This is a genomic window from Angustibacter speluncae (genome assembly GCF_054777815.1).
On the sequence record NZ_BAAHAF010000098.1, the window covers coordinates 1 to 17,658 of the forward strand.

At 74.4% G+C, this 17,658-nt stretch carries 17 protein-coding genes; 9 read left to right on the forward strand and 8 right to left on the reverse strand.

What is annotated here, in order from left to right; genetic code table 11:
* From coaE to uvrB, 6 genes are all read left to right on the forward strand, one after another.
* On the forward strand, nt 1-785 hold a 785-nt coding region (gene coaE, locus ACYVKY_RS12425; protein ID WP_460435303.1), incomplete at its 5' end, for a dephospho-CoA kinase.
* A 76-nt stretch (nt 786-861) separates the two neighbouring features.
* A complete protein-coding gene (pgaC, locus tag ACYVKY_RS12430) occupies nt 862-2,109 on the forward strand; it encodes a poly-beta-1,6-N-acetyl-D-glucosamine synthase (protein ID WP_460435304.1) in 1,248 nt (415 codons plus the stop codon).
* On the forward strand, nt 2,106-2,603 hold the full coding sequence (gene pgaD, locus ACYVKY_RS12435; protein WP_460435305.1) for a poly-beta-1,6-N-acetyl-D-glucosamine biosynthesis protein PgaD: 498 nt from the start codon (nt 2,106-2,108) through the stop codon (nt 2,601-2,603). Before pgaC ends, pgaD begins: the two co-directional genes overlap by 4 nt.
* Before the next feature lie 53 nt (nt 2,604-2,656).
* Complete coding sequence (locus ACYVKY_RS12440; protein WP_460435306.1) at nt 2,657-3,277, forward strand: TetR/AcrR family transcriptional regulator; 621 nt, start codon at nt 2,657-2,659, stop codon at nt 3,275-3,277.
* Nucleotides 3,274-4,044 (forward strand): maleylpyruvate isomerase family mycothiol-dependent enzyme, encoded by a 771-nt coding sequence (locus ACYVKY_RS12445; RefSeq protein WP_460435307.1) that lies wholly within the window; start codon nt 3,274-3,276, stop codon nt 4,042-4,044. Before ACYVKY_RS12440 ends, ACYVKY_RS12445 begins: the two co-directional genes overlap by 4 nt.
* Nucleotides 4,045-4,101: 57 nt before the next feature.
* The gene (uvrB, locus tag ACYVKY_RS12450; RefSeq protein WP_460435308.1) at nt 4,102-6,210 is read left to right on the forward strand and encodes an excinuclease ABC subunit UvrB; all 2,109 of its coding nucleotides are present in this window, start codon (nt 4,102-4,104) and stop codon (nt 6,208-6,210) included.
* Here the strand turns inward: uvrB and ACYVKY_RS12455 are convergent.
* The 7 genes from ACYVKY_RS12455 to ACYVKY_RS12485 form a co-directional block, all read right to left on the reverse strand.
* The gene (locus ACYVKY_RS12455; RefSeq protein ID WP_460435309.1) at nt 6,158-7,552 is read right to left on the reverse strand and encodes a hypothetical protein; all 1,395 of its coding nucleotides are present in this window, start codon (nt 7,550-7,552) and stop codon (nt 6,158-6,160) included. The two genes, uvrB and ACYVKY_RS12455, sit on opposite strands and share 53 nt — an antisense overlap.
* The gene (gene def, locus ACYVKY_RS12460) at nt 7,549-8,124 is read right to left on the reverse strand and encodes a peptide deformylase (protein ID WP_460435310.1); all 576 of its coding nucleotides are present in this window, start codon (nt 8,122-8,124) and stop codon (nt 7,549-7,551) included. Before def ends, ACYVKY_RS12455 begins: the two co-directional genes overlap by 4 nt.
* Entirely contained in the window at nt 8,121-8,429 is a 309-nt protein-coding gene (locus ACYVKY_RS12465; protein WP_460435311.1) for an antibiotic biosynthesis monooxygenase family protein, read from the reverse strand. Before ACYVKY_RS12465 ends, def begins: the two co-directional genes overlap by 4 nt.
* 163 nt (nt 8,430-8,592) lie before the next feature.
* Complete coding sequence (locus ACYVKY_RS12470) at nt 8,593-9,243, reverse strand: MBL fold metallo-hydrolase (RefSeq protein WP_460435312.1); 651 nt, start codon at nt 9,241-9,243, stop codon at nt 8,593-8,595.
* A 25-nt stretch (nt 9,244-9,268) separates the two neighbouring features.
* Nucleotides 9,269-9,715, reverse strand: coding sequence for a VOC family protein (locus ACYVKY_RS12475; protein WP_460435313.1), 447 nt, complete (start codon nt 9,713-9,715; stop codon nt 9,269-9,271).
* Between the two features lie 13 nt (nt 9,716-9,728).
* Complete coding sequence (locus ACYVKY_RS12480; protein WP_460435314.1) at nt 9,729-11,531, reverse strand: glycoside hydrolase family 15 protein; 1,803 nt, start codon at nt 11,529-11,531, stop codon at nt 9,729-9,731.
* A gap of 3 nt (nt 11,532-11,534) precedes the next feature.
* Nucleotides 11,535-12,284, reverse strand: coding sequence for a DinB family protein (locus ACYVKY_RS12485; protein WP_460435315.1), 750 nt, complete (start codon nt 12,282-12,284; stop codon nt 11,535-11,537).
* Between the two features lie 200 nt (nt 12,285-12,484).
* Here ACYVKY_RS12485 and uvrA point away from each other — a divergent pair, with 200 nt between their 5' ends.
* Complete coding sequence (gene uvrA, locus ACYVKY_RS12490) at nt 12,485-15,562, forward strand: excinuclease ABC subunit UvrA (protein ID WP_460435319.1); 3,078 nt, start codon at nt 12,485-12,487, stop codon at nt 15,560-15,562.
* A 146-nt stretch (nt 15,563-15,708) separates the two neighbouring features.
* Nucleotides 15,709-16,230, forward strand: coding sequence for a Rieske (2Fe-2S) protein (locus ACYVKY_RS12495; protein WP_460435316.1), 522 nt, complete (start codon nt 15,709-15,711; stop codon nt 16,228-16,230).
* Here ACYVKY_RS12495 and ACYVKY_RS12500 read toward each other — a convergent pair.
* A complete protein-coding gene (locus tag ACYVKY_RS12500) occupies nt 16,220-17,002 on the reverse strand; it encodes an LLM class oxidoreductase (RefSeq protein WP_460435317.1) in 783 nt (260 codons plus the stop codon). The two genes, ACYVKY_RS12495 and ACYVKY_RS12500, sit on opposite strands and share 11 nt — an antisense overlap.
* A 78-nt stretch (nt 17,003-17,080) precedes the next feature.
* Between ACYVKY_RS12500 and ACYVKY_RS12505 the strand changes: the two genes are divergently transcribed.
* On the forward strand, nt 17,081-17,658 hold a 578-nt coding region (locus ACYVKY_RS12505), incomplete at its 3' end, for an FAD/NAD(P)-binding protein (protein ID WP_460435318.1).

Below are 17,658 nucleotides of genomic sequence, written 5' to 3' on the forward strand. Positions count from 1 at the left end.
CCGACCTGCTGGCGCGCGAGGTGGTCGCCCCGGGGACGCCGGGCCTGGCAGCCGTGGCCGCCGAGTTCGGCGACGAGGTGCTCGCCCCCGACGGCGCTCTCGACCGCGCCGCGCTCGCGGGGGTCGTGTTCGGCGACGAGGGGCGCCGCCGCGCGCTCGAGGCCATCACCCACCCCCTGATCGCCCGCCGCAGCGGCGAGCTCGTGGCGGCGGCGCCGGCGGACGGCGTGCTCGTCCACGACGTCCCGCTGCTGGTCGAGAAGCGGATGGCTCCCGGCTACCACCTCGTCGTCGTCGTCGACGCCCCGGTCGAGGACCGCGTGCGACGGCTCGTCGGTCGCGGCCTGCCCGAGGACGACGCGCGGCGCCGCATCGCCAGCCAGGCCTCCGACACCGACCGCCGAGCCGTGGCAGACGCCTGGGTCGACAACACCGGCTCGGCCCAGGACCTCGCCCGGGCGGCGGACCGGCTGTGGGACGACCGGCTCGCACCCTTCCGCGACCTGCTGCTCGCAGGTCGCCCCGCACAGGGCCCGGTGCCCGCGGGTGCGGCCGACCGGCTCGCGGCGCGGCTGCGCGTGGTGCTCGGCGACCTCGCGGCGGCCGTCGAGGCGCACGGCGACCGGGTGCGCGTCGCGGTCGCCGCCGGGGTGGATCCCGCCGTCGTCGTCGAGCGGCTGGCGCCGGCGGGCGTCGTCCCGGTCGCGGGGGCGGCGGTGCTCGGCTCGTGCGACCCCGGTGCGCCCGTCCGGGTGGACGTGCTGCCCGCCGGCCGGGCGACGTAGCACCGCTCGGCTCAAGTCGGGCCCCTCGTCGGGCGATCACCCGAGGACCGGGTGGCGTCCGCCACCGACCGAGGGGGTGAGCACCGTGCGCGCAGCAGCGAGCACGTTCGTGTTCCTGTACCCGGTCGTGATGGCGTTCGTCTGGATGGTCGGCGGCCTGTACTTCTACCTGCGCCGCGAGCGGGGCCAGGCCCCGGTCGAGCAGCCGCCGCCCCTGGCCGACCCGCCGCTGGTCTCGCTCGTCGTGCCGTGCCACGACGAGGGCGCCAACGTCCGGGAGACGGTGCGGTCGCTGCTCGAGCAGCGCTACCCGCACCTGGAGGTCGTGGCCGTCGACGACGGCAGCACCGACGACACCGGCACGGTGCTCGACGCGATGGCCGCGCAGGACCCGCGGCTGCGGGTGCTGCACCTGGCGACGAACCAGGGCAAGGCCGTCGCGCTGCGCACCGCCGCGCTGGCCGCCCGCAGCGAGTACCTCGTCTGCGTCGACGGCGACGCGGTCCTGGACGAGTACGCCGCGCACTGGATGGTCTGGCACCTCACCTCCGGCCCGCGCGTGGGCGCCGTCACCGGCAACCCGCGGGTGCGCAACCGCGGGACGCTGCTCGGCCGTCTCCAGGCGGGGGAGTTCAGCTCGATCGTCGGCCTGATCAAGCGCTCGCAGCGCACCTACGGCCGGGTGTTCACCGTGTCCGGGGTGATCGCGGGCTTCCGGCGGACCGCGCTCGACCGGGTCGGGTACTGGGCCGACGACGTGCTCACCGAGGACATCGACATCTCCTGGCGCCTGCAGATGGACCACTGGGACGTGCGGTACGAGCCGCGCGCGCTCTGCTCGATCCTGGTGCCCGAGACCCTGCGCGGCCTCTGGCAGCAGCGGCTGCGCTGGGCCAAGGGCGGCGCCCAGGTCGTGCAGCGGTACACCGGCGACCTGTTCGTCTGGCGCCGCCGCCGCATGTGGCCCGTCGTCCTGGAGTCGTGGCTGTCGGCCACCTGGGCCGGCACGCTGCTCGTCCTGGTCGCGCTCGGCCTGCTCTCGGCCACCGGCGCCGCGCCGACGTGGGCGTACGTCGACCTGTTCTCGCCGAGCTGGCAGGCCGTCGTGCTGGCCGGCACGTGCATGCTCCAGTTCGGTGTCAGCCTGCTGGTCGACCGGCGCTACGAACCGGGCATCGGGCGGTCCTTCTTCTGGATGATCTGGTACCCGATCGCGTTCTGGCTGCTCGGCTTCGCGTCGGTCGTGGCCGCGACGCCGTCGGTGCTGCTCGGCCGCGACCGGGGTCGCGCCGTCTGGGTCAGCCCCGAGCGAGGTGCCGCGTGAGGGCCGTCGACGCGGTCCGGCACACCCGCACCGGCGTCCGGCGCGGCGTGTTCGGCACCGTGACCGCCGGCGCGTGGACGCTGTACGCGTACCTGTGGCTGCCGGCGATCACGCTGGTGGCCTGGGGTCTCGGGCTCCGGACCGCGTGGGTGCGGTCGGTGCTGGAGAGCTCGCACGTCGACGCCGACACGATGTGGCTCATGGTCGCGCTCGTCGTGCTGCTCGGCTGCGCCCTCGTGCTGTGGGCCGAGCGGCAGCGCCGGCGCTTCGCCGGCGTCGAGCGGCGGCGCCGGACCGAGGACGTCGCCCCCGCCGCGGTCGCGGACTCGCTCGGCGTCACGGCCGAGGTGGTGCACGCCCTCCAGGTGGCCGGCGTCGCGACCGTGCACCTCGACGCCGACGGCCGCCCGGTGCGGGTGACGTCGGTGGCCGCCGTCGCGGCCGGCGTGCCGGCGCAGCGGCGCCCGGCGGACGAGCTGCTGCTCCGCGGCTGACCTGCCCCATCGGCCCTTGCGGGCGGCTCCTGCCGCGGAGGATCGTCCTCACCGTGTTCGGAACCCCTACTCGCAACAGGATCGACGAACGCCGTGCGGCGACCCGGCGCGAGATAGTCGACGCGGCCTGGGCGGTCGCCCGCGAGCGGGGTCTCGGGCAGATGACCCTGCGCGACGTCGCCGAGCGGGTGGGCATGCGCCCGCCGTCGCTCTACACCCACGTCGCGTCCAAGGCCGCGATCTACGACGCGATGTTCCACGACGCCTGGACGCAGTGCCTCGCCGTGCTCGACGAGGCGGCTCGCCGGCTGCCTCCCGACCCGCGCGGGCAGCTGCGGCTCGTCGCGCGCACCTACGTCGAGTTCGGGGTCGCGGACCTCGCGCGGCACCAGGTGATGGACGTGCGGGTGCTGCCCGACTACGCCCCCAGCGAGGAGGCGTACGCGCCGTCGCTGCAGGTGATGGCCCGGCTGCTCGGGCTGATGGAGGGCATGGGGATCACCGACCAGGAGCAGGTCGACCTGTTCGTGGCGACGGTCGGCGGCCTGGTGGCCGCCCAGCACGCGAACGACCCGGGGGGGACGCGCTACCGGCGCCTCGTCGACCGGGCCGTCGACATGTACGCGGACGCGGTCGGGCTGCCGGCGTCCCCGGAGGACGGAGCCGCCCGATGACCACCGCGACCCCGACGACCACCGCGGCGCCCCCGCGGCGCGGCGCGCTCGACCGGGACACCGCCACAGCGCTGGCGACCACCGAGTACGCGCGGTTCGCCGACGCGCTCGAGGCGCTCGGCCCGGACGACTGGTCCAGGCCGACCGCCTGCCCGGGCTGGGACGTGCGCGCCGTCGCGGGCCACTGCCTCGGCATGGCGCGGTTCGCCGCGTCGCCCCTGGAGCTCGCGCGGCAGATGGCGGCCGCGCAGCGGCGGCAGCGGTCGGTCGGCGGCGAGGTGGTCGACTCCCTGACCGCGCTGCAGGTCGAGCGGACGGCGGGCCTGACGACGGCGGAGCTCGTCCGCGAGTACCGCGCGATCGGGCCGCGGGCGGCGCGCGGCCGGCGCCGGCTCCCCGGCCCGGTGCGCGCTGCGCGGTCGACGCAGGTGGTCGGGGGCGTCGCGGAGACCTGGACGAACGGCTTCCTGCTCGACGTGATCCTGACCCGGGACGCCTGGATGCACCGCAGCGACGTCGCGGCGGCCACCGGCCGGCCGATGGTGCTCACCGCCGACCACGACGGCCTGCTCGTCGCCGACGTCGTGGCCGAGTGGGCGGGGCGGCACGGGCGCCCGTTCTCGCTGGTGCTGACCGGGCCGGCCGGCGGGCGGTGGTCGCAGGGGGAGGGCGGCGAGCCGCTCGAGCTGGACGCCGTGGCGTTCTGCCGGCTGCTGTCGGGACGCGGGACCGGGGAGGGGCTGCTGGGGGTGCAGGTCCCCTTCTGAGGGGAGCGCCACCCCTGGGCGGTGGCGCTGTCGGTGGCGGCGCCTACCGTGGACGCCATGCGTCCCGTGACCGACCTGCAGCGCAGCGTCGCCCCGTTCGAGGTGCTCTCGCCGTTCCAGCCGTCCGGCGACCAGCCGACCGCGATCGACGACCTGGTCCGCCGCATCGAGCGGCAGGAGAAGGACGTCGTGCTGCTCGGCGCCACCGGTACCGGCAAGTCGGCGACCACGGCCTGGATGATCGAGCGGCTGCAGCGGCCCACGCTCGTGATGGCCCCGAACAAGACCCTGGCGGCCCAGCTCGCCAACGAGTTCCGCGAGCTGCTGCCGAACAACGCGGTCGAGTACTTCGTCTCGTACTACGACTACTACCAGCCCGAGGCGTACATCGCGCAGACCGACACCTACATCGAGAAGGACTCCTCGATCAACGAGGAGGTCGAGCGACTGCGGCACTCGGCCACCAACTCGCTGCTCACCCGGCGCGACGTCGTCGTGGTCGCGTCGGTGTCGTGCATCTACGGCCTGGGCACGCCGCAGGAGTACGTCGACCGGATGACCAAGGTGCGCGTCGGCGACACCATCGAGCGCGACGAGCTGCTGCGCCGCTTCGTGGGCATGCAGTACACCCGCAACGACCTGTCGTTCACCCGCGGCACGTTCCGCGTCCGCGGCGACACGGTCGAGATCATCCCGGTGTACGAGGAGCTCGCCGTCCGCATCGAGTTCTTCGGCGACGAGATCGACGCCGTGTCGACGCTCAACCCGATCACCGGCGAGGTCGTGCACGACGAGAAGGAGATGTACGTCTTCCCGGCCACCCACTACGTCGCCGGCCCGGAGCGGATGGAGAAGGCGATCACGGGCATCGAGCTCGAGCTCGCCGACCGGCTGGCCGAGCTCGAGCGCCAGGGCAAGCTGCTCGAGGCGCAGCGCCTGCGCATGCGCACCACCTACGACATCGAGATGATGCGCCAGGTCGGGTCGTGCTCGGGCATCGAGAACTACTCGCGGCACATCGACGGCCGCGCGCCCGGCACAGCCCCCCACACCCTGCTCGACTACTTCCCCGAGGACTTCCTGCTCGTCATCGACGAGTCGCACGTGACCGTCCCCCAGATCGGGGCGATGTTCGAGGGCGACATGAGCCGCAAGCGCGCGCTGGTCGACCACGGCTTCCGGCTGCCGAGCGCGATGGACAACCGGCCGCTGCGCTGGGAGGAGTTCCTGGAGCGCATCGGCCAGACCGTCTACCTGTCGGCGACCCCGGGCGCGTACGAGCTGGCGCAGGGCGACGGCGTGGTCGAGCAGATCATCCGCCCGACCGGGCTCATCGACCCCGAGGTCGTGGTGAAGCCGACCAAGGGCCAGATCGACGACCTGCTCGGCGAGATCCGGGCCCGCACCGAGCGCGACGAGCGGGTGCTGGTCACGACGCTGACCAAGAAGATGGCCGAGGACCTCACCGACTACCTGCTCGAGCAGGGTGTGCAGGTGCGGTACCTGCACTCCGAGGTCGACACGCTGCGCCGGGTCGAGCTGCTGCGCGAGCTGCGCCAGGGCGAGTTCGACGTGCTGGTCGGCATCAACCTGCTGCGCGAGGGCCTCGACCTGCCCGAGGTGTCGCTGGTCGCGATCCTCGACGCCGACAAGGAGGGTTTCCTGCGCTCGGGCACCTCGCTCATCCAGACCATCGGCCGCGCTGCGCGCAACGTGTCGGGCCAGGTGCACATGTACGCCGACACCATCACGCCGTCGATGGCGACCGCGATCGACGAGACCAACCGCCGCCGCGAGAAGCAGGTGGCGTACAACACCGAGCGCGGCATCGACCCGCAGCCGCTGCGCAAGCGCATCGCCGACATCACCGACATGCTCGCGCGCGAGGACGCCGACACCGAGACCCTGCTCGGCGGCGGCGGACGGCAGCAGTCGCGCGGCAAGACGCCGGTGCCCGGGATGGCGTCCAAGGCGCGCGACGGCGGACGGCGGGCGGGCACCGACCTGCTGCCGGGCCGCGACCTGGCCGACCTGATCCAGCAGCTCACCGACCAGATGCACGGGGCCGCGGCCGAGCTGCAGTTCGAGCTCGCCGGCCGGCTGCGCGACGAGATCAAGGACCTGAAGAAGGAGCTGCGCGGCATGCAGCAGGCCGGGCACGCGTAGCGGTCGCGGCGCGCGCGGCCGTCAGGACCGCCGTGGCGAACCCGAGCGCCACGACGGCGAGGGCGGGCCACAGCAGCGCCGGGGGCAGCCGCGGCACGTCGAGGACGCCGAAGCGCTGGTCGACCTCGCGCAGGTCGAGCGCCAGGTCGACCCACCGCAGCGCGCACCAGGCGGCCAGCGCGACCCACAGCACCCGGGTGGCGGCCAGGCCGCGCGCCACCAGCACCGCGAACACCAGCACGAGCGGGGCGAGGTAGCGGGCGTTCGCGCTGCCGCCGCCGGCCGTGTAGAGCAGCTGCTGCAGGGTCACGCCGCCGACGGCGCAGACCAGCAGGGCCAGCACCACGAGGTCCTCGCGCCGACGCGACGAGCGGACGGCGTCGGCGGCGAGCGCCACGAGCCCGACGAGCGCGGGGACGACGAACAGCGCGAGGTTCGCCCAGGGTCGCAGGGCGGTGGCGAACGCCAGCTGGTCGAACAGGTCGAGCGCCCGCCCGTCGGTGATCACCTCCAGGACGGTCGACTCCTGCCGACCGAGCGAGGCAGCCGCGTACTCCGGTTGCGAGCCGAGCCACGAGCCCGTCTCGCGCAGGTTCCGCAGGTAGAACCACCCGGCGGCCGCCACGGCCAGCACCGGCGGGGCGAGCACCACCAGGAGCCACGACCGGACGTCGCGCCGCCGGTCGAGCAGCAGCGACACCGCGGCGACGACCAGGCAGAGCGCGACGAGGGGGATCGCGTGCGCGCGGGTGAGGGCGAGCAGCGAGGGCAGCACCAGCCACAGCAGCAGCGACCACCCGCGCGGCGGCCCGGCGCGCACCAGGCGCGCGGTGGCGCCGAGCAGCAGCGTGGTCAGCAGGATGAACACGATGTCGTTGTAGGCGGCGCCGCCCAGCCGCTGCACCCACACGCTGCCGGCGACGACGACGGGGACGGCCGGCACCGCGGTGCGGTCGCGCAGCACCCAGCGGGCGGCCCAGGCCGCGGCCAGCACGACCAGCGCGGCCAGCAGCGCGTGCAGCAGGCGCACCGCGACGACCGCGTCGACCGGGTGGCCGGCGTCGACGAGCGGCCCGACCAGGGGGGCGACGAGCAGGTAGTACAGCGGCGGGTGGTGCGACGTCCACTGCTTGTCGGCGACGATCCCGTGCTCGATGCGCAGCTGCAGGCCGTCCTCGAACCGCGGCAGCTCGCCGTGCCAGACGCGCAGCGCGTGGTCGACGTGGGCGGCCTCGTCGGCGCTCTGGTACGGCGGGACGACCACCGCCACGGCGAGCGCGGCCGCCGTCGCCGCGACCATCGCGGCGAGGACCGGGAGGGCCGTGGTGGAGCGGGGCCTCATCCGCCGTAGGTGTCCTGGTGCTCCAGGAACCGGCGCATCGCCTTGCCCTTCTGGAGCCGCGGCAGCCGGTCGAGGTAGACCTTGCCCCGCAGGTGGTCGGCCTCGTGCTGCAGGCACCGACCGAGCATGCCGCTGCCGCTGACGCTCACCGGCTCGCCGTCGCAGTCGACGCCCTCGACCGTGGCGCAGTCGTCGCGCGGGGTGTCCCACGCGAACCCGACGAGCGACAGGCACCCCTCCGACCAGGTGAGCGTCTCGCCCCAGCTGCGGGTCAGGGTCGGGTTCACGACGTAGCCGATCCCGTGCTCGGGGGGCAGGTCCGGGTCGTTCTCGTCGTCCTCGTCGAACGGGCAGTCGTAGACGAACACGTCGTACTCCACGCCGATCTGGTTGGCGGCGAGCCCCACGCCGTGCGCCGCGTACATCGAGGCGAACATGTCGTCGAGCAGCCGCTTGAGGTCGTCGTCGAAGCGGGTGACCGGGGTGGCCGCCGAGCGCAGGACGGGGTCGCCGAGCTGGCGGATCTCGCGCGCCGTGCCCCGCTCCGCGTCCGGCGTCCAGACGGCACTCACGCGCCGACGTCCGCGCCGTCGACGTCGGCGTAGTGCTCGACGTGCGGGGGAGCGGCGAAGTGCGGGCCGATCGCCTCCCGCCAGGCGGTGAACCGCTCGGTCTGCCGGAAGTTGTCCTCGTGCGCCTCGACCGCGTCCCACTCGACGAGCAGCACGAACGTCGACGGCGACTCGACGCCCCGCGTCATCCGGACGCTGCGGCACCCGTCGGTGCCGGCGAGCACCTCGCGCGCGCCGCGGTACGACGCCAGGAACGCCTCCTCGGCGCCCGGCGTCACGGTGATGGTGGCGACCTCCAGGACCATGCGCCCATCCAACCACCCGGTGCGACAGAGGGCGTGATCGCACCAGGAGATCGGGGACCACGGTGATCTGCTGCCGTGATCACGCCTGGAACGACTGGGGGGTGATCGGCTGCGCTCGCGCCGGTGCGTCAGGTGCGGGCGCTCGACTCGCAGGGTCGTGGCCTCACCAGCCGCGCTCGCGCCACTCGGCGAGGTGCGGGCGCTCGGCGCCGAGCGTGGTGGTCGCGCCGTGGCCGGGGTGCACCACGGCCGAGTCGTCGTGGACGTCGAACAGCCGCTGCTCCACGTCGTCGAGCAGGGAGGTGAAGCGCTCGGCGTCGCCGTCGGTGTTGCCGACGCCGCCGGGGAACAGGGAGTCGCCGGTGAACAGGTGGGTGGTGCCGGCGCCGTCGGTCCAGGCCAGGGCGACCGAGCCGGGGGTGTGGCCGCGCAGGTGCACGACGTCGAGCACCAGGTCGCCGACGACCAGCCTCTCGCCGTGCTCGAGCCGCTGGTCGGGCGCGACGGGGAGCGCGTCGGCGTCGTCCGCGCCGGCGGCCGAGCGGGCGCCGGTGGCCTCGACCACCGCGGCCAGCGCGCGGTGGTGGTCCCAGTGCTGGTGCGTCGTGACGACCAGGTCGAGGCGCCCGTCCGCCGAGCCGTCCCGCACCATCGCCAGCAGGGCGTCCGCGTCGTCGGCGGCGTCGACCAGCACCTGCGCGCCCGTGGTGGCGCTCGTCAGCAGGTAGGCGATGTTGTCCTGCTCGGAGACCGACGCGGTGCGGAGCGTGGCGCCCGGCAGCTCGGTGACCTCGACGTCGGCGTAGGTGCTCATGGCTGCACCCTGCCACGCGCTCCGGTCAGGTGCCCTCGCGCAGCCGCGCCGCCCACGCCCGGCCCGCCTCGACCACCTCGTCCTGGAGGTCGGCGCCGCCGTGGGCGACCTCCCAGCGGAAGCCGTCCGGGTCCTCGAAGTAGCCCGACCAGCCGCCCCACTCGCGCCGCTGCGCCGGCTGCACCGAGCGCGCACCAGCCGCACGGGCGGCCTCGAGCACCGCGTCGACCTCGGCGTCGCTGCCGACGTTGTGCGACAGCGTCATCGGCGCCAGGCCCGTCGACGGCTCGCCGACCTCGGCGCGGAACGCGTCCTTCTCCCACAGCGAGAGGACCAGGCCCGGGCCCACCTGCAGGAAGATCACGTCGACGTCGTCGAAGCGGGGCGTCCACCCCAGGCCGTCGACGTAGAACCGGCGCGACGCGTCACGGTCCTCGACCGCGAGGGTCAGGAAGCTCAGGTACTGGTCCACGGGCTCTCCTCGGTCAGCGGCGCAGGCGTCCGGCGTGCGCGTCGTCCAGGGCGTCGGCCGCGCGCACCAGCGCCAGGTGCGACAGGGCCTGCGGGACGTTGCCGGCCTGGCGTCCGGCCGCCGGCTCCCACATCTCGGCCAGCAGCCCCACGTCGTTCGCGCAGGCGACCAGCCGGTCCATCAGCGTGCGGGCGTCGTCCACGCGTCCGGACCGCGCGTACTGCTCGACCAGCCAGAACGAGCAGGCCAGGAAGGCGTTCTCGCCGGGCGGCAGCCCGTCGACGCCGGTCTCGGTGCGGTACCGGTAGACGAACCCGTCGACCAGCAGCTCGTCCTCGATCGCGGCCACCGTGCCGAGCATCCGCGGGTCGTCGGGGTCGAGGTAGCCCACCTGCGGCAGCTGCAGGAGCGCGGCGTCGACACCGCGCGACCCCGCGTACTGGGTGTACGTGCCGCGCTCGGTGTCGAAGCAGGTGTCCTCGATCTCCTCGCGCACCTGCTCGCGCAGCGACTCCCACCGCTCGACCGGGCCGTCGAGGCCGTGGTGGCGCACCGCCTGCACACCGCGGTCGAGCGCCGCCCAGACCATCACCAGCGAGTGGGTGAAGCGCTGCTGCGGGCCGCGGATCTCCCAGATGCCGTTGTCGGGACGCCGCCAGTGCTGCTCCACGAACCCGAGCAGCGCGCGCTGCAGCGGCCACGAGTACTCGTCCTCGTCCACCCCGACGCGGCGCGCGTGCTCGAGCGCCACGAGCACCTCGCCCAGCACGTCGGCCTGGTACTGGCCGACGGCGCCGTTGCCGACGCGCACCGGCTGCGCCCCGTCGTAGCCCGGCAGGGACGTGAGCTCGCGCTCGGGCAGGTCGCGCTCGCCGGAGAGCCCGTACATGATCTGCACGTCGTCGGGGTCGCCGGCGACGGCCCGCATCAGCCACTCGCGCCACTCCAGCGCCTCGTCGGCGTACCCGTGCTCGAGCAGGGCCTCGAGGGTCAGCGCCGCGTCGCGCAGCCAGACGTAGCGGTAGTCCCAGTTGCGCTGGCCGCCGAACTCCTCGGGCAGCGACGTCGTCGCCGCCGCGACGATCCCGCCGGTGTCCTCGTGCGTCAGCGCGCGCAGCACCAGCAGCGAGCGGCGCACCTCGGCGCGGTACGGACCGGTGGGCTCGGCGCGGTCGGCCCACTCCTGCCAGAACCGCAGGGTGTCCTCGACCTGCCGGTCGGCGTCCGCGGGGTCGGGCGGCGGCCGGTGCGAGGGGAACCAGGTGAGCGTGAGGTCCTGCACCTCGCCCTCGGCGACGGTGAACGTGCCCATGTGGGCGTGGTCGGTGGGACGCAGCTGCGGGCCGCGCAGCACCACCGCGTCCGGGCCGGCCAGGGCGAGCATCGCCCGGTGGCCGGGCGCGCAGGCCAGCTCGCGGCGCTGCTGCACCCAGGGGAGTGCGGTGGCGTACCCGAACCGGAACGTCACCTCCTCGCGCATCGTCACCGTGCCCCGCACGCCGCGGACCCGGCGCTGCAGGTCGGCGCGGCGGTCGCCCTGCGGCATCAGGTCGAGCACCTCGACCTCGCCGTCGGCCGTCTCCCACCGCGTGCGCAGGACGAAGGTGTCGCCGACGTACTCGCGGCTGGTCGAGACCACCTCGCCGTCCGGGGCCAGCAGCCAGCGGCCGTGCTCCTCGTCGCCGAGCAGGGCGCCGAACGTCGACGGCGAGTCGAACCGCGGCAGGCAGAGCCAGTCGACCGAGCCGTCGCGGCCGACGAGCGCGGCCGTGTGGCAGTCGCCGACGAGGGCGTAGTCGCCGATCGGGAGGGGCACGGCTCACCCCCAGTAGGGACGGTCGGGCAGGTCGCCCTGCAGGGCGGAGCCGTCGGCGCGACCCGCCACCCAGGCCGCGAGCGCGCCGCGCGTGCCCTCGACGACCGGCCCGCCGTCGCCGACCAGCCACTCGGTGCCGGACGCGTCGCGCAGCGTGGTGGGCCGTCCGCCCCGCGCCGTCGTGCGTCGGCACCCCTCCGCCAGGACGCGGTGCAGCAGGGCCGGGTCGCTGCCGTCGAGGTCGTACCCCGTGCCCAGGTCGAGGTGGTGCAGGAGCACCTCGTAGGTGCGCATCAGCCCGATCTCGTACGACGGCAGCGTGGCGCCCTTGCGCAGCCCGACCGTGACGTCGTGCCCGGCGGGCAGGGCCACGAAGGCGTCGAGGAAGGCGTCGGCGCTGGTCTCGACGTCGGCCTCGACGTCCGCGGCCGACCGCCCCGCCCCGGCGCGGATGCCCTCGTCGCGCGACTCCTCCGACGGGTACATCGGGACGACCTCGCCGGTGGCGACCGTGGTCACGAGGTTGCGCAGCGCGTCGGCGTTGCGGGCGACGTGGGTGAGCAGCATCGCCCGGTCCCACCCCTCGCACAGCGACGGCTCGCGGACGGCGGCGTCGTCGAAGGACTTGACGGCGTCCATCAGCCGGTCGGTCTCGTCGGTGAGGACGTGCAGCGCGTGGCCGTACTGGGCCGGGTCGCGCAGGTCGTCGAGCCGGTCGCTCTCCGGGGGCAGGTCGGGTGTGGAGTCGCTCACCCTGGCGACCCTAGCCCGCGTCCGCCGTGCTGCGCCCGGGCAGGACGAGGGGGCCGTCGGACGGGACGGGCGGGCCGTTGTCGGAGGGTCCACCTAGAGTGCTGGACGTGCCATCCGCGCCCTCCTCCCGCTCGTCCACGACGTCCCGTCCGCGCTCGCGCGCGGGTGCCGCCGCCCCCGTCCCGGCCCACCAGCTGGTCGTGCGGGGCGCCCGCGAGCACAACCTCAAGGACGTCGACCTCGACCTGCCGCGCGACGCGCTCGTGGTGTTCACCGGGCTGTCCGGCTCGGGCAAGTCGTCGCTCGCGTTCGACACGATCTTCGCCGAGGGCCAGCGCCGGTACGTCGAGTCGCTGAGCGCGTACGCGCGCCAGTTCCTCGGCCAGATGGACAAGCCGGACGTCGACTTCATCGAGGGCCTGTCGCCCGCGGTCTCGATCGACCAGAAGTCGACCAGTCGCAACCCGCGCTCGACCGTCGGCACCATCACCGAGGTCTACGACTACCTGCGCCTGCTGTGGGCGCGCGCGGGCGTCCCGCACTGCCCGGTGTGCGACGAGCCGATCGGGCGGCAGACGCCGCAGCAGATCGTCGACCGGCTGCTCGAGCTGCCCGAGGGCACCCGGTTCCAGGTGCTGGCGCCGGTCGTGCGCGGCCGCAAGGGCGAGTACGCCGACCTGTTCGCCGAGCTGCAGACCAAGGGCTTCGCCCGTGCCCGGGTCGACGGCGAGGTGGTGGCGCTGACCTCGCCGCCCACCCTGGAGAAGAAGCTCAAGCACACGATCGACGTCGTGGTCGACCGGCTGTCGGCCAAGGCGTCGGCGCAGCGCCGGCTCACCGACTCGGTCGAGACCGCCCTCGGGCTGTCCGGCGGGCTGCTCACCGTCGAGCTCGTCGACCTCGACGAGAAGGACCCCGCCCGCGAGCGACGCTTCAGCGAGAAGCTGGCCTGCCCGAACGACCACCCCCTGCAGCTCGACGAGGTCGAGCCGCGCACCTTCTCGTTCAACGCGCCGTACGGCGCCTGCGAGACCTGCACCGGCATCGGCGTGCGGCTCGAGGTCGACCCCGAGCTGCTCGTGCCCGACGACGAGCTGTCGCTGTCCGAGGGCGCGATCGCGCCGTGGGGCGTCTCGCAGGGCAGCAACGAGTACTACCACCGGCTGATGAAGGGGCTGGGCGACCAGCTCGGGTTCTCGATGGACAAGCCGTGGCGCGCCCTGCCCGAGCGCGCCCGCGAGGCACTGCTGCACGGCGAGGACTACCAGGTGCACGTCCGGTACCGGAACCGGTTCGGCCGCGAGCGGTCGTACACCTCCGGCTTCGAGGGCGTCGTGCCGTTCATCAAGCGGCGGCACTCCGAGACCGACTCCGACTGGTCGCGCGAGCGGTACGAGGGCTACATGCGCGAGGTGCCGTGCCCCGCGTGCAAGGGCGCCCGGCTCAAGCCCGAGGTGCTGGCGGTGCGCATCGGCGACAAGTCGATCGCCCAGGTCTGCGCGCTGCCCGTCGCCGAGTGCGCCGACTTCCTCAGCGGCCTGCGACTCGACGCCCGGCAGGCGCAGATCGCCGCGGCGGTGCTCAAGGAGATCAACGCCCGGCTCGGGTTCCTGCTCGACGTCGGCCTCGACTACCTCTCGCTCGACCGCCCGGCCGGCACGCTGTCCGGCGGTGAGGCGCAGCGCATCCGGCTCGCGACCCAGATCGGGTCCGGCCTCGTCGGCGTGCTCTACGTGCTCGACGAGCCGAGCATCGGCCTGCACCAGCGCGACAACCGGCGGCTCATCTCGACGCTCACCCGGCTGCGCGACCTCGGCAACACCCTGATCGTGGTCGAGCACGACGAGGACACGATCGGCGCGGCCGACTGGGTCGTCGACATCGGCCCGGGGGCGGGGGAGCACGGCGGCCACGTCGTGCACTCCGGCTCGGTCGAGGGGCTGCTCAAGCACCGCACCTCGCTCACCGGTCGCTTCCTGAGCGGACGCGAGTCGATCGGCGTGCCCGACCGGCGGCGCGAGGCCGACCCGTCGCGCGCGGTCGCCGTGGTCGGTGCGCGCGAGCACAACCTGCGCGGCATCGACGTCTCGTTCCCGCTCGGCTGCTTCGTCGCCGTCACCGGCGTGTCCGGCTCGGGCAAGTCGACGCTGGTGAACTCGATCCTCTACACCGTGCTCGCCAACAAGCTGAACGGCGCCCGCCAGGTGCCCGGCCGGCACCGCACGGTCACCGGCCTCGAGCACCTCGACAAGGTCGTGCACGTCGACCAGTCGCCGATCGGCCGCACGCCGCGCTCGAACCCGGCCACCTACACCGGCGTCTGGGACCACATGCGCAAGCTGTTCGCGCAGACCACCGAGGCCAAGGTGCGCGGCTACCAGCCGGGCCGGTTCTCGTTCAACGTCAAGGGCGGTCGCTGCGAGAACTGCCAGGGCGACGGCACGATCAAGATCGAGATGAACTTTCTGCCGGACGTCTACGTGGCGTGCGAGGTCTGCCACGGCGCCCGGTACAACCGGGAGACGCTCGAGGTGCACTTCAAGGGCAAGACCGTCGCCGACGTGCTGAACATGCCGATCGAGGAGGCGGCCGAGTTCTTCGAGAACGTGCCGGCCATCGCGCGGCACCTGCGCACCCTGGTCGACGTGGGGCTCGGGTACGTCCGGCTCGGCCAGCCCGCGCCCACCCTCTCCGGCGGCGAGGCCCAGCGGGTCAAGCTCGCCAGCGAGCTGCAGAAGCGCTCGACCGGCCGCACCGTGTACGTCCTCGACGAGCCCACGACCGGCCTGCACTTCGAGGACATCCGCAAGCTCCTCGGGGTGCTCCAGGGTTTGGTCGACAAGGGCAACACGGTCATCGTCATCGAGCACAACCTCGACGTGATCAAGTCCGCCGACTGGGTCGTCGACATGGGGCCGGAGGGCGGGTCCGGGGGCGGCACGGTCCTGGCCGAGGGCACGCCGGAGCAGGTCGCGCGGGTGCGCGGCAGCTACACCGGCGAGTTCCTGGCGAAGATCCTGCCGGCGGGCGACCGCGGCGTGCGGCCGACCACCACGGTGGCCGCGGCGCAGTCGCTGCGGCCGCGGGCCACGGCCTCGACGGCGACGAAGGCGGCCACGAAGAGCGCCGCCACCAAGACCACGGCGACGAAGAGCGCCGCCAAGAAGGCGACCGCCAGGAAGACCGCCGCGAAGAAGGCAACCGCGAAGAAGGCCACCGCGAAGAAGACGACGGCCACGAAGGCGCCGTCGAGGAAGGCCACCGCCCGGGCGCGCTGACGACGGCCGCTCGGGCCGCGGCGCGGGGCGGCTTCCCAGCAGACTCACAGGCTGGGCTTGACGTGTTCTTGAGGGTTCACGGGAATGATGGGAGACGTCCAGCACCGACGACCGCGATCGTCGCGACCGAGCGCCAGGAGGACCCCGTGAGCACCCAGACCCCCGCCCGCCGCACCGCCCCGACGGACGCGCCGCGCGGCACGCTCGACGACTGGTGCCCCTCGCGTCGCACCGTGATGCGGACGCTCGCCACCCTCGGCGGCGTCACCCTGGTGCCCGGCCTGCTCGTCGCGTGCTCGTCCGACGACGGCGGCAGCGGGACCACCGGCGGGGGGTCGGACACCGGCGACGGTGGCTCGGTGGGTGGCTCGTCGGGCAGCACGATCGCGGCGTCCGACGTCGCGGTCGGCACGGCCGTGGTCGTGCAGGTCGACGGCGCGTCCTACGTGGTGGCGCAGCCGGCCGAGGGGGAGTTCGTCGCCTACGACGCGCGCTGCACGCACCAGGGCACGACGGTCGAGGCGGGGGAGGGCACGACCCTGGTCTGCCCGAACCACGGCAGCGAGTTCGACGCCGCCGACGGCGGCGCGGTGCTGCAGGGCCCCGCCACCTCGGCGCTGGCCGCCGTCGACGTCACGCTCGAGGGCGACCAGCTCGTCATCGGCTGAGCGCGGCGAGCAACGCCGACAGGTCGGGCGCGGCCCCGTCGGACTGGAGCACCACGGCGTCGGCGCCGGCCTCGGCGAGCGCACCGACCCGGTCCGCGACCGCGTCCGGCGTCACGGCGTCGGCCGCGACCTCGGCGTAGACCGTGACGTCGACCCTGCCCGGCCTGCCGGCGCCGTCGCGTCCCTCCTGGGCGAGCGACCGGCCGCGGCGCACCTCGTCGGGACCGGTGACCTCGGCGTCGAGCAGCACACCGTCCGACACCTCGCCGGCGAGCCGGAGCGTCCTCGGCCCACGCGCCCCGACGAGCACGGTCGGCGGGTGCTCCGGCGGCCAGTCGAGCGCGACGCCGTCGAGCCGCACGTACTCGCCGGCGACCTCGACCCGCTCGCCCGCCAGCAGCCGGCGCACGGCCGTGGTGTGCTCGCGCAGCAACGTCATCGGCGAGGCCGCCCGGGCACCGACCTGCTCCATCCAGTCGAGCACGCCGTGGCCGAGGCCGAGCACGAACCGGTCCGGGAACGCCCGGGCCAGCACGGCCGCCTCCATCGCGACGACCGCCGGGTTGCGCAGCGGCACCGGCAGCAGCCCGATGCCGACCCGCAGCCGGGTCGACCAGGCCAGCGCCAGCGCGGCGGTGGTCAGGCCGCCCTCGAGGAAGCAGTCCTCCCACAGCCAGAGCTCGTCGACACCGGCGGCGTCGGCCGCCTCGACGGCGGCCCGCAGGTGCTCGGGCGGGGACTGCGGGCGGAAGACGACACCGGTGCGGACCATGACCCCACCCTGCACCCGTGCACCGACACCCACCCGGGTGCTTGCGTCCGAGGAGTGAGACGGGCGAGGATCCAGGCGATGAATCCGACCGGTTCGCTCGACAAGCCCGTCTCCGCCGTCCCACCCACCAGGGCCGACGTGGTCGTCGTCGGCGACGGTGCCGCCGGGACGCTCGTGGCCCTGCACCTGCTGCGCCGCTGGCGCGCCCGCGGCGCGACCGGCGCGCGGCCGGTGGTCGCGCTGGTCGGGCCGGGCGCCACCGGTCGCGGGGTGGCCTACGCGACCGACGACCCGCGGCACCTGCTCAACGTGCCCGCCGGCCGGATGAGCGCGCTGCCCGACGACCCCGACCACCTGGTGCGCTGGGCGCGGCGCTCGTGCGACGAGACCGCCGGGCCGCAGGTCTTCCTCGCCCGCGGGCACTACGGCCGCTACCTCGAGCACGCGCTGGCGCAGGAGGCCGGCGCCCCCGACGTCGTCGGCCGGCTGCTGCGGGTGCCGCACCGCGCGGTCCGGGTCGGTGCCCGGCCGGACGGCCGCACCGAGGTGGTGCTGGCCGACGGCGGCGTGCTGCTCGCCGCCGACGTCGTCCTCGCGCACGGCGTGCAGGCGCCCGGCGCCGCCTGGGCGCCGCCGGGGCTGGCCGCCGACCCGGC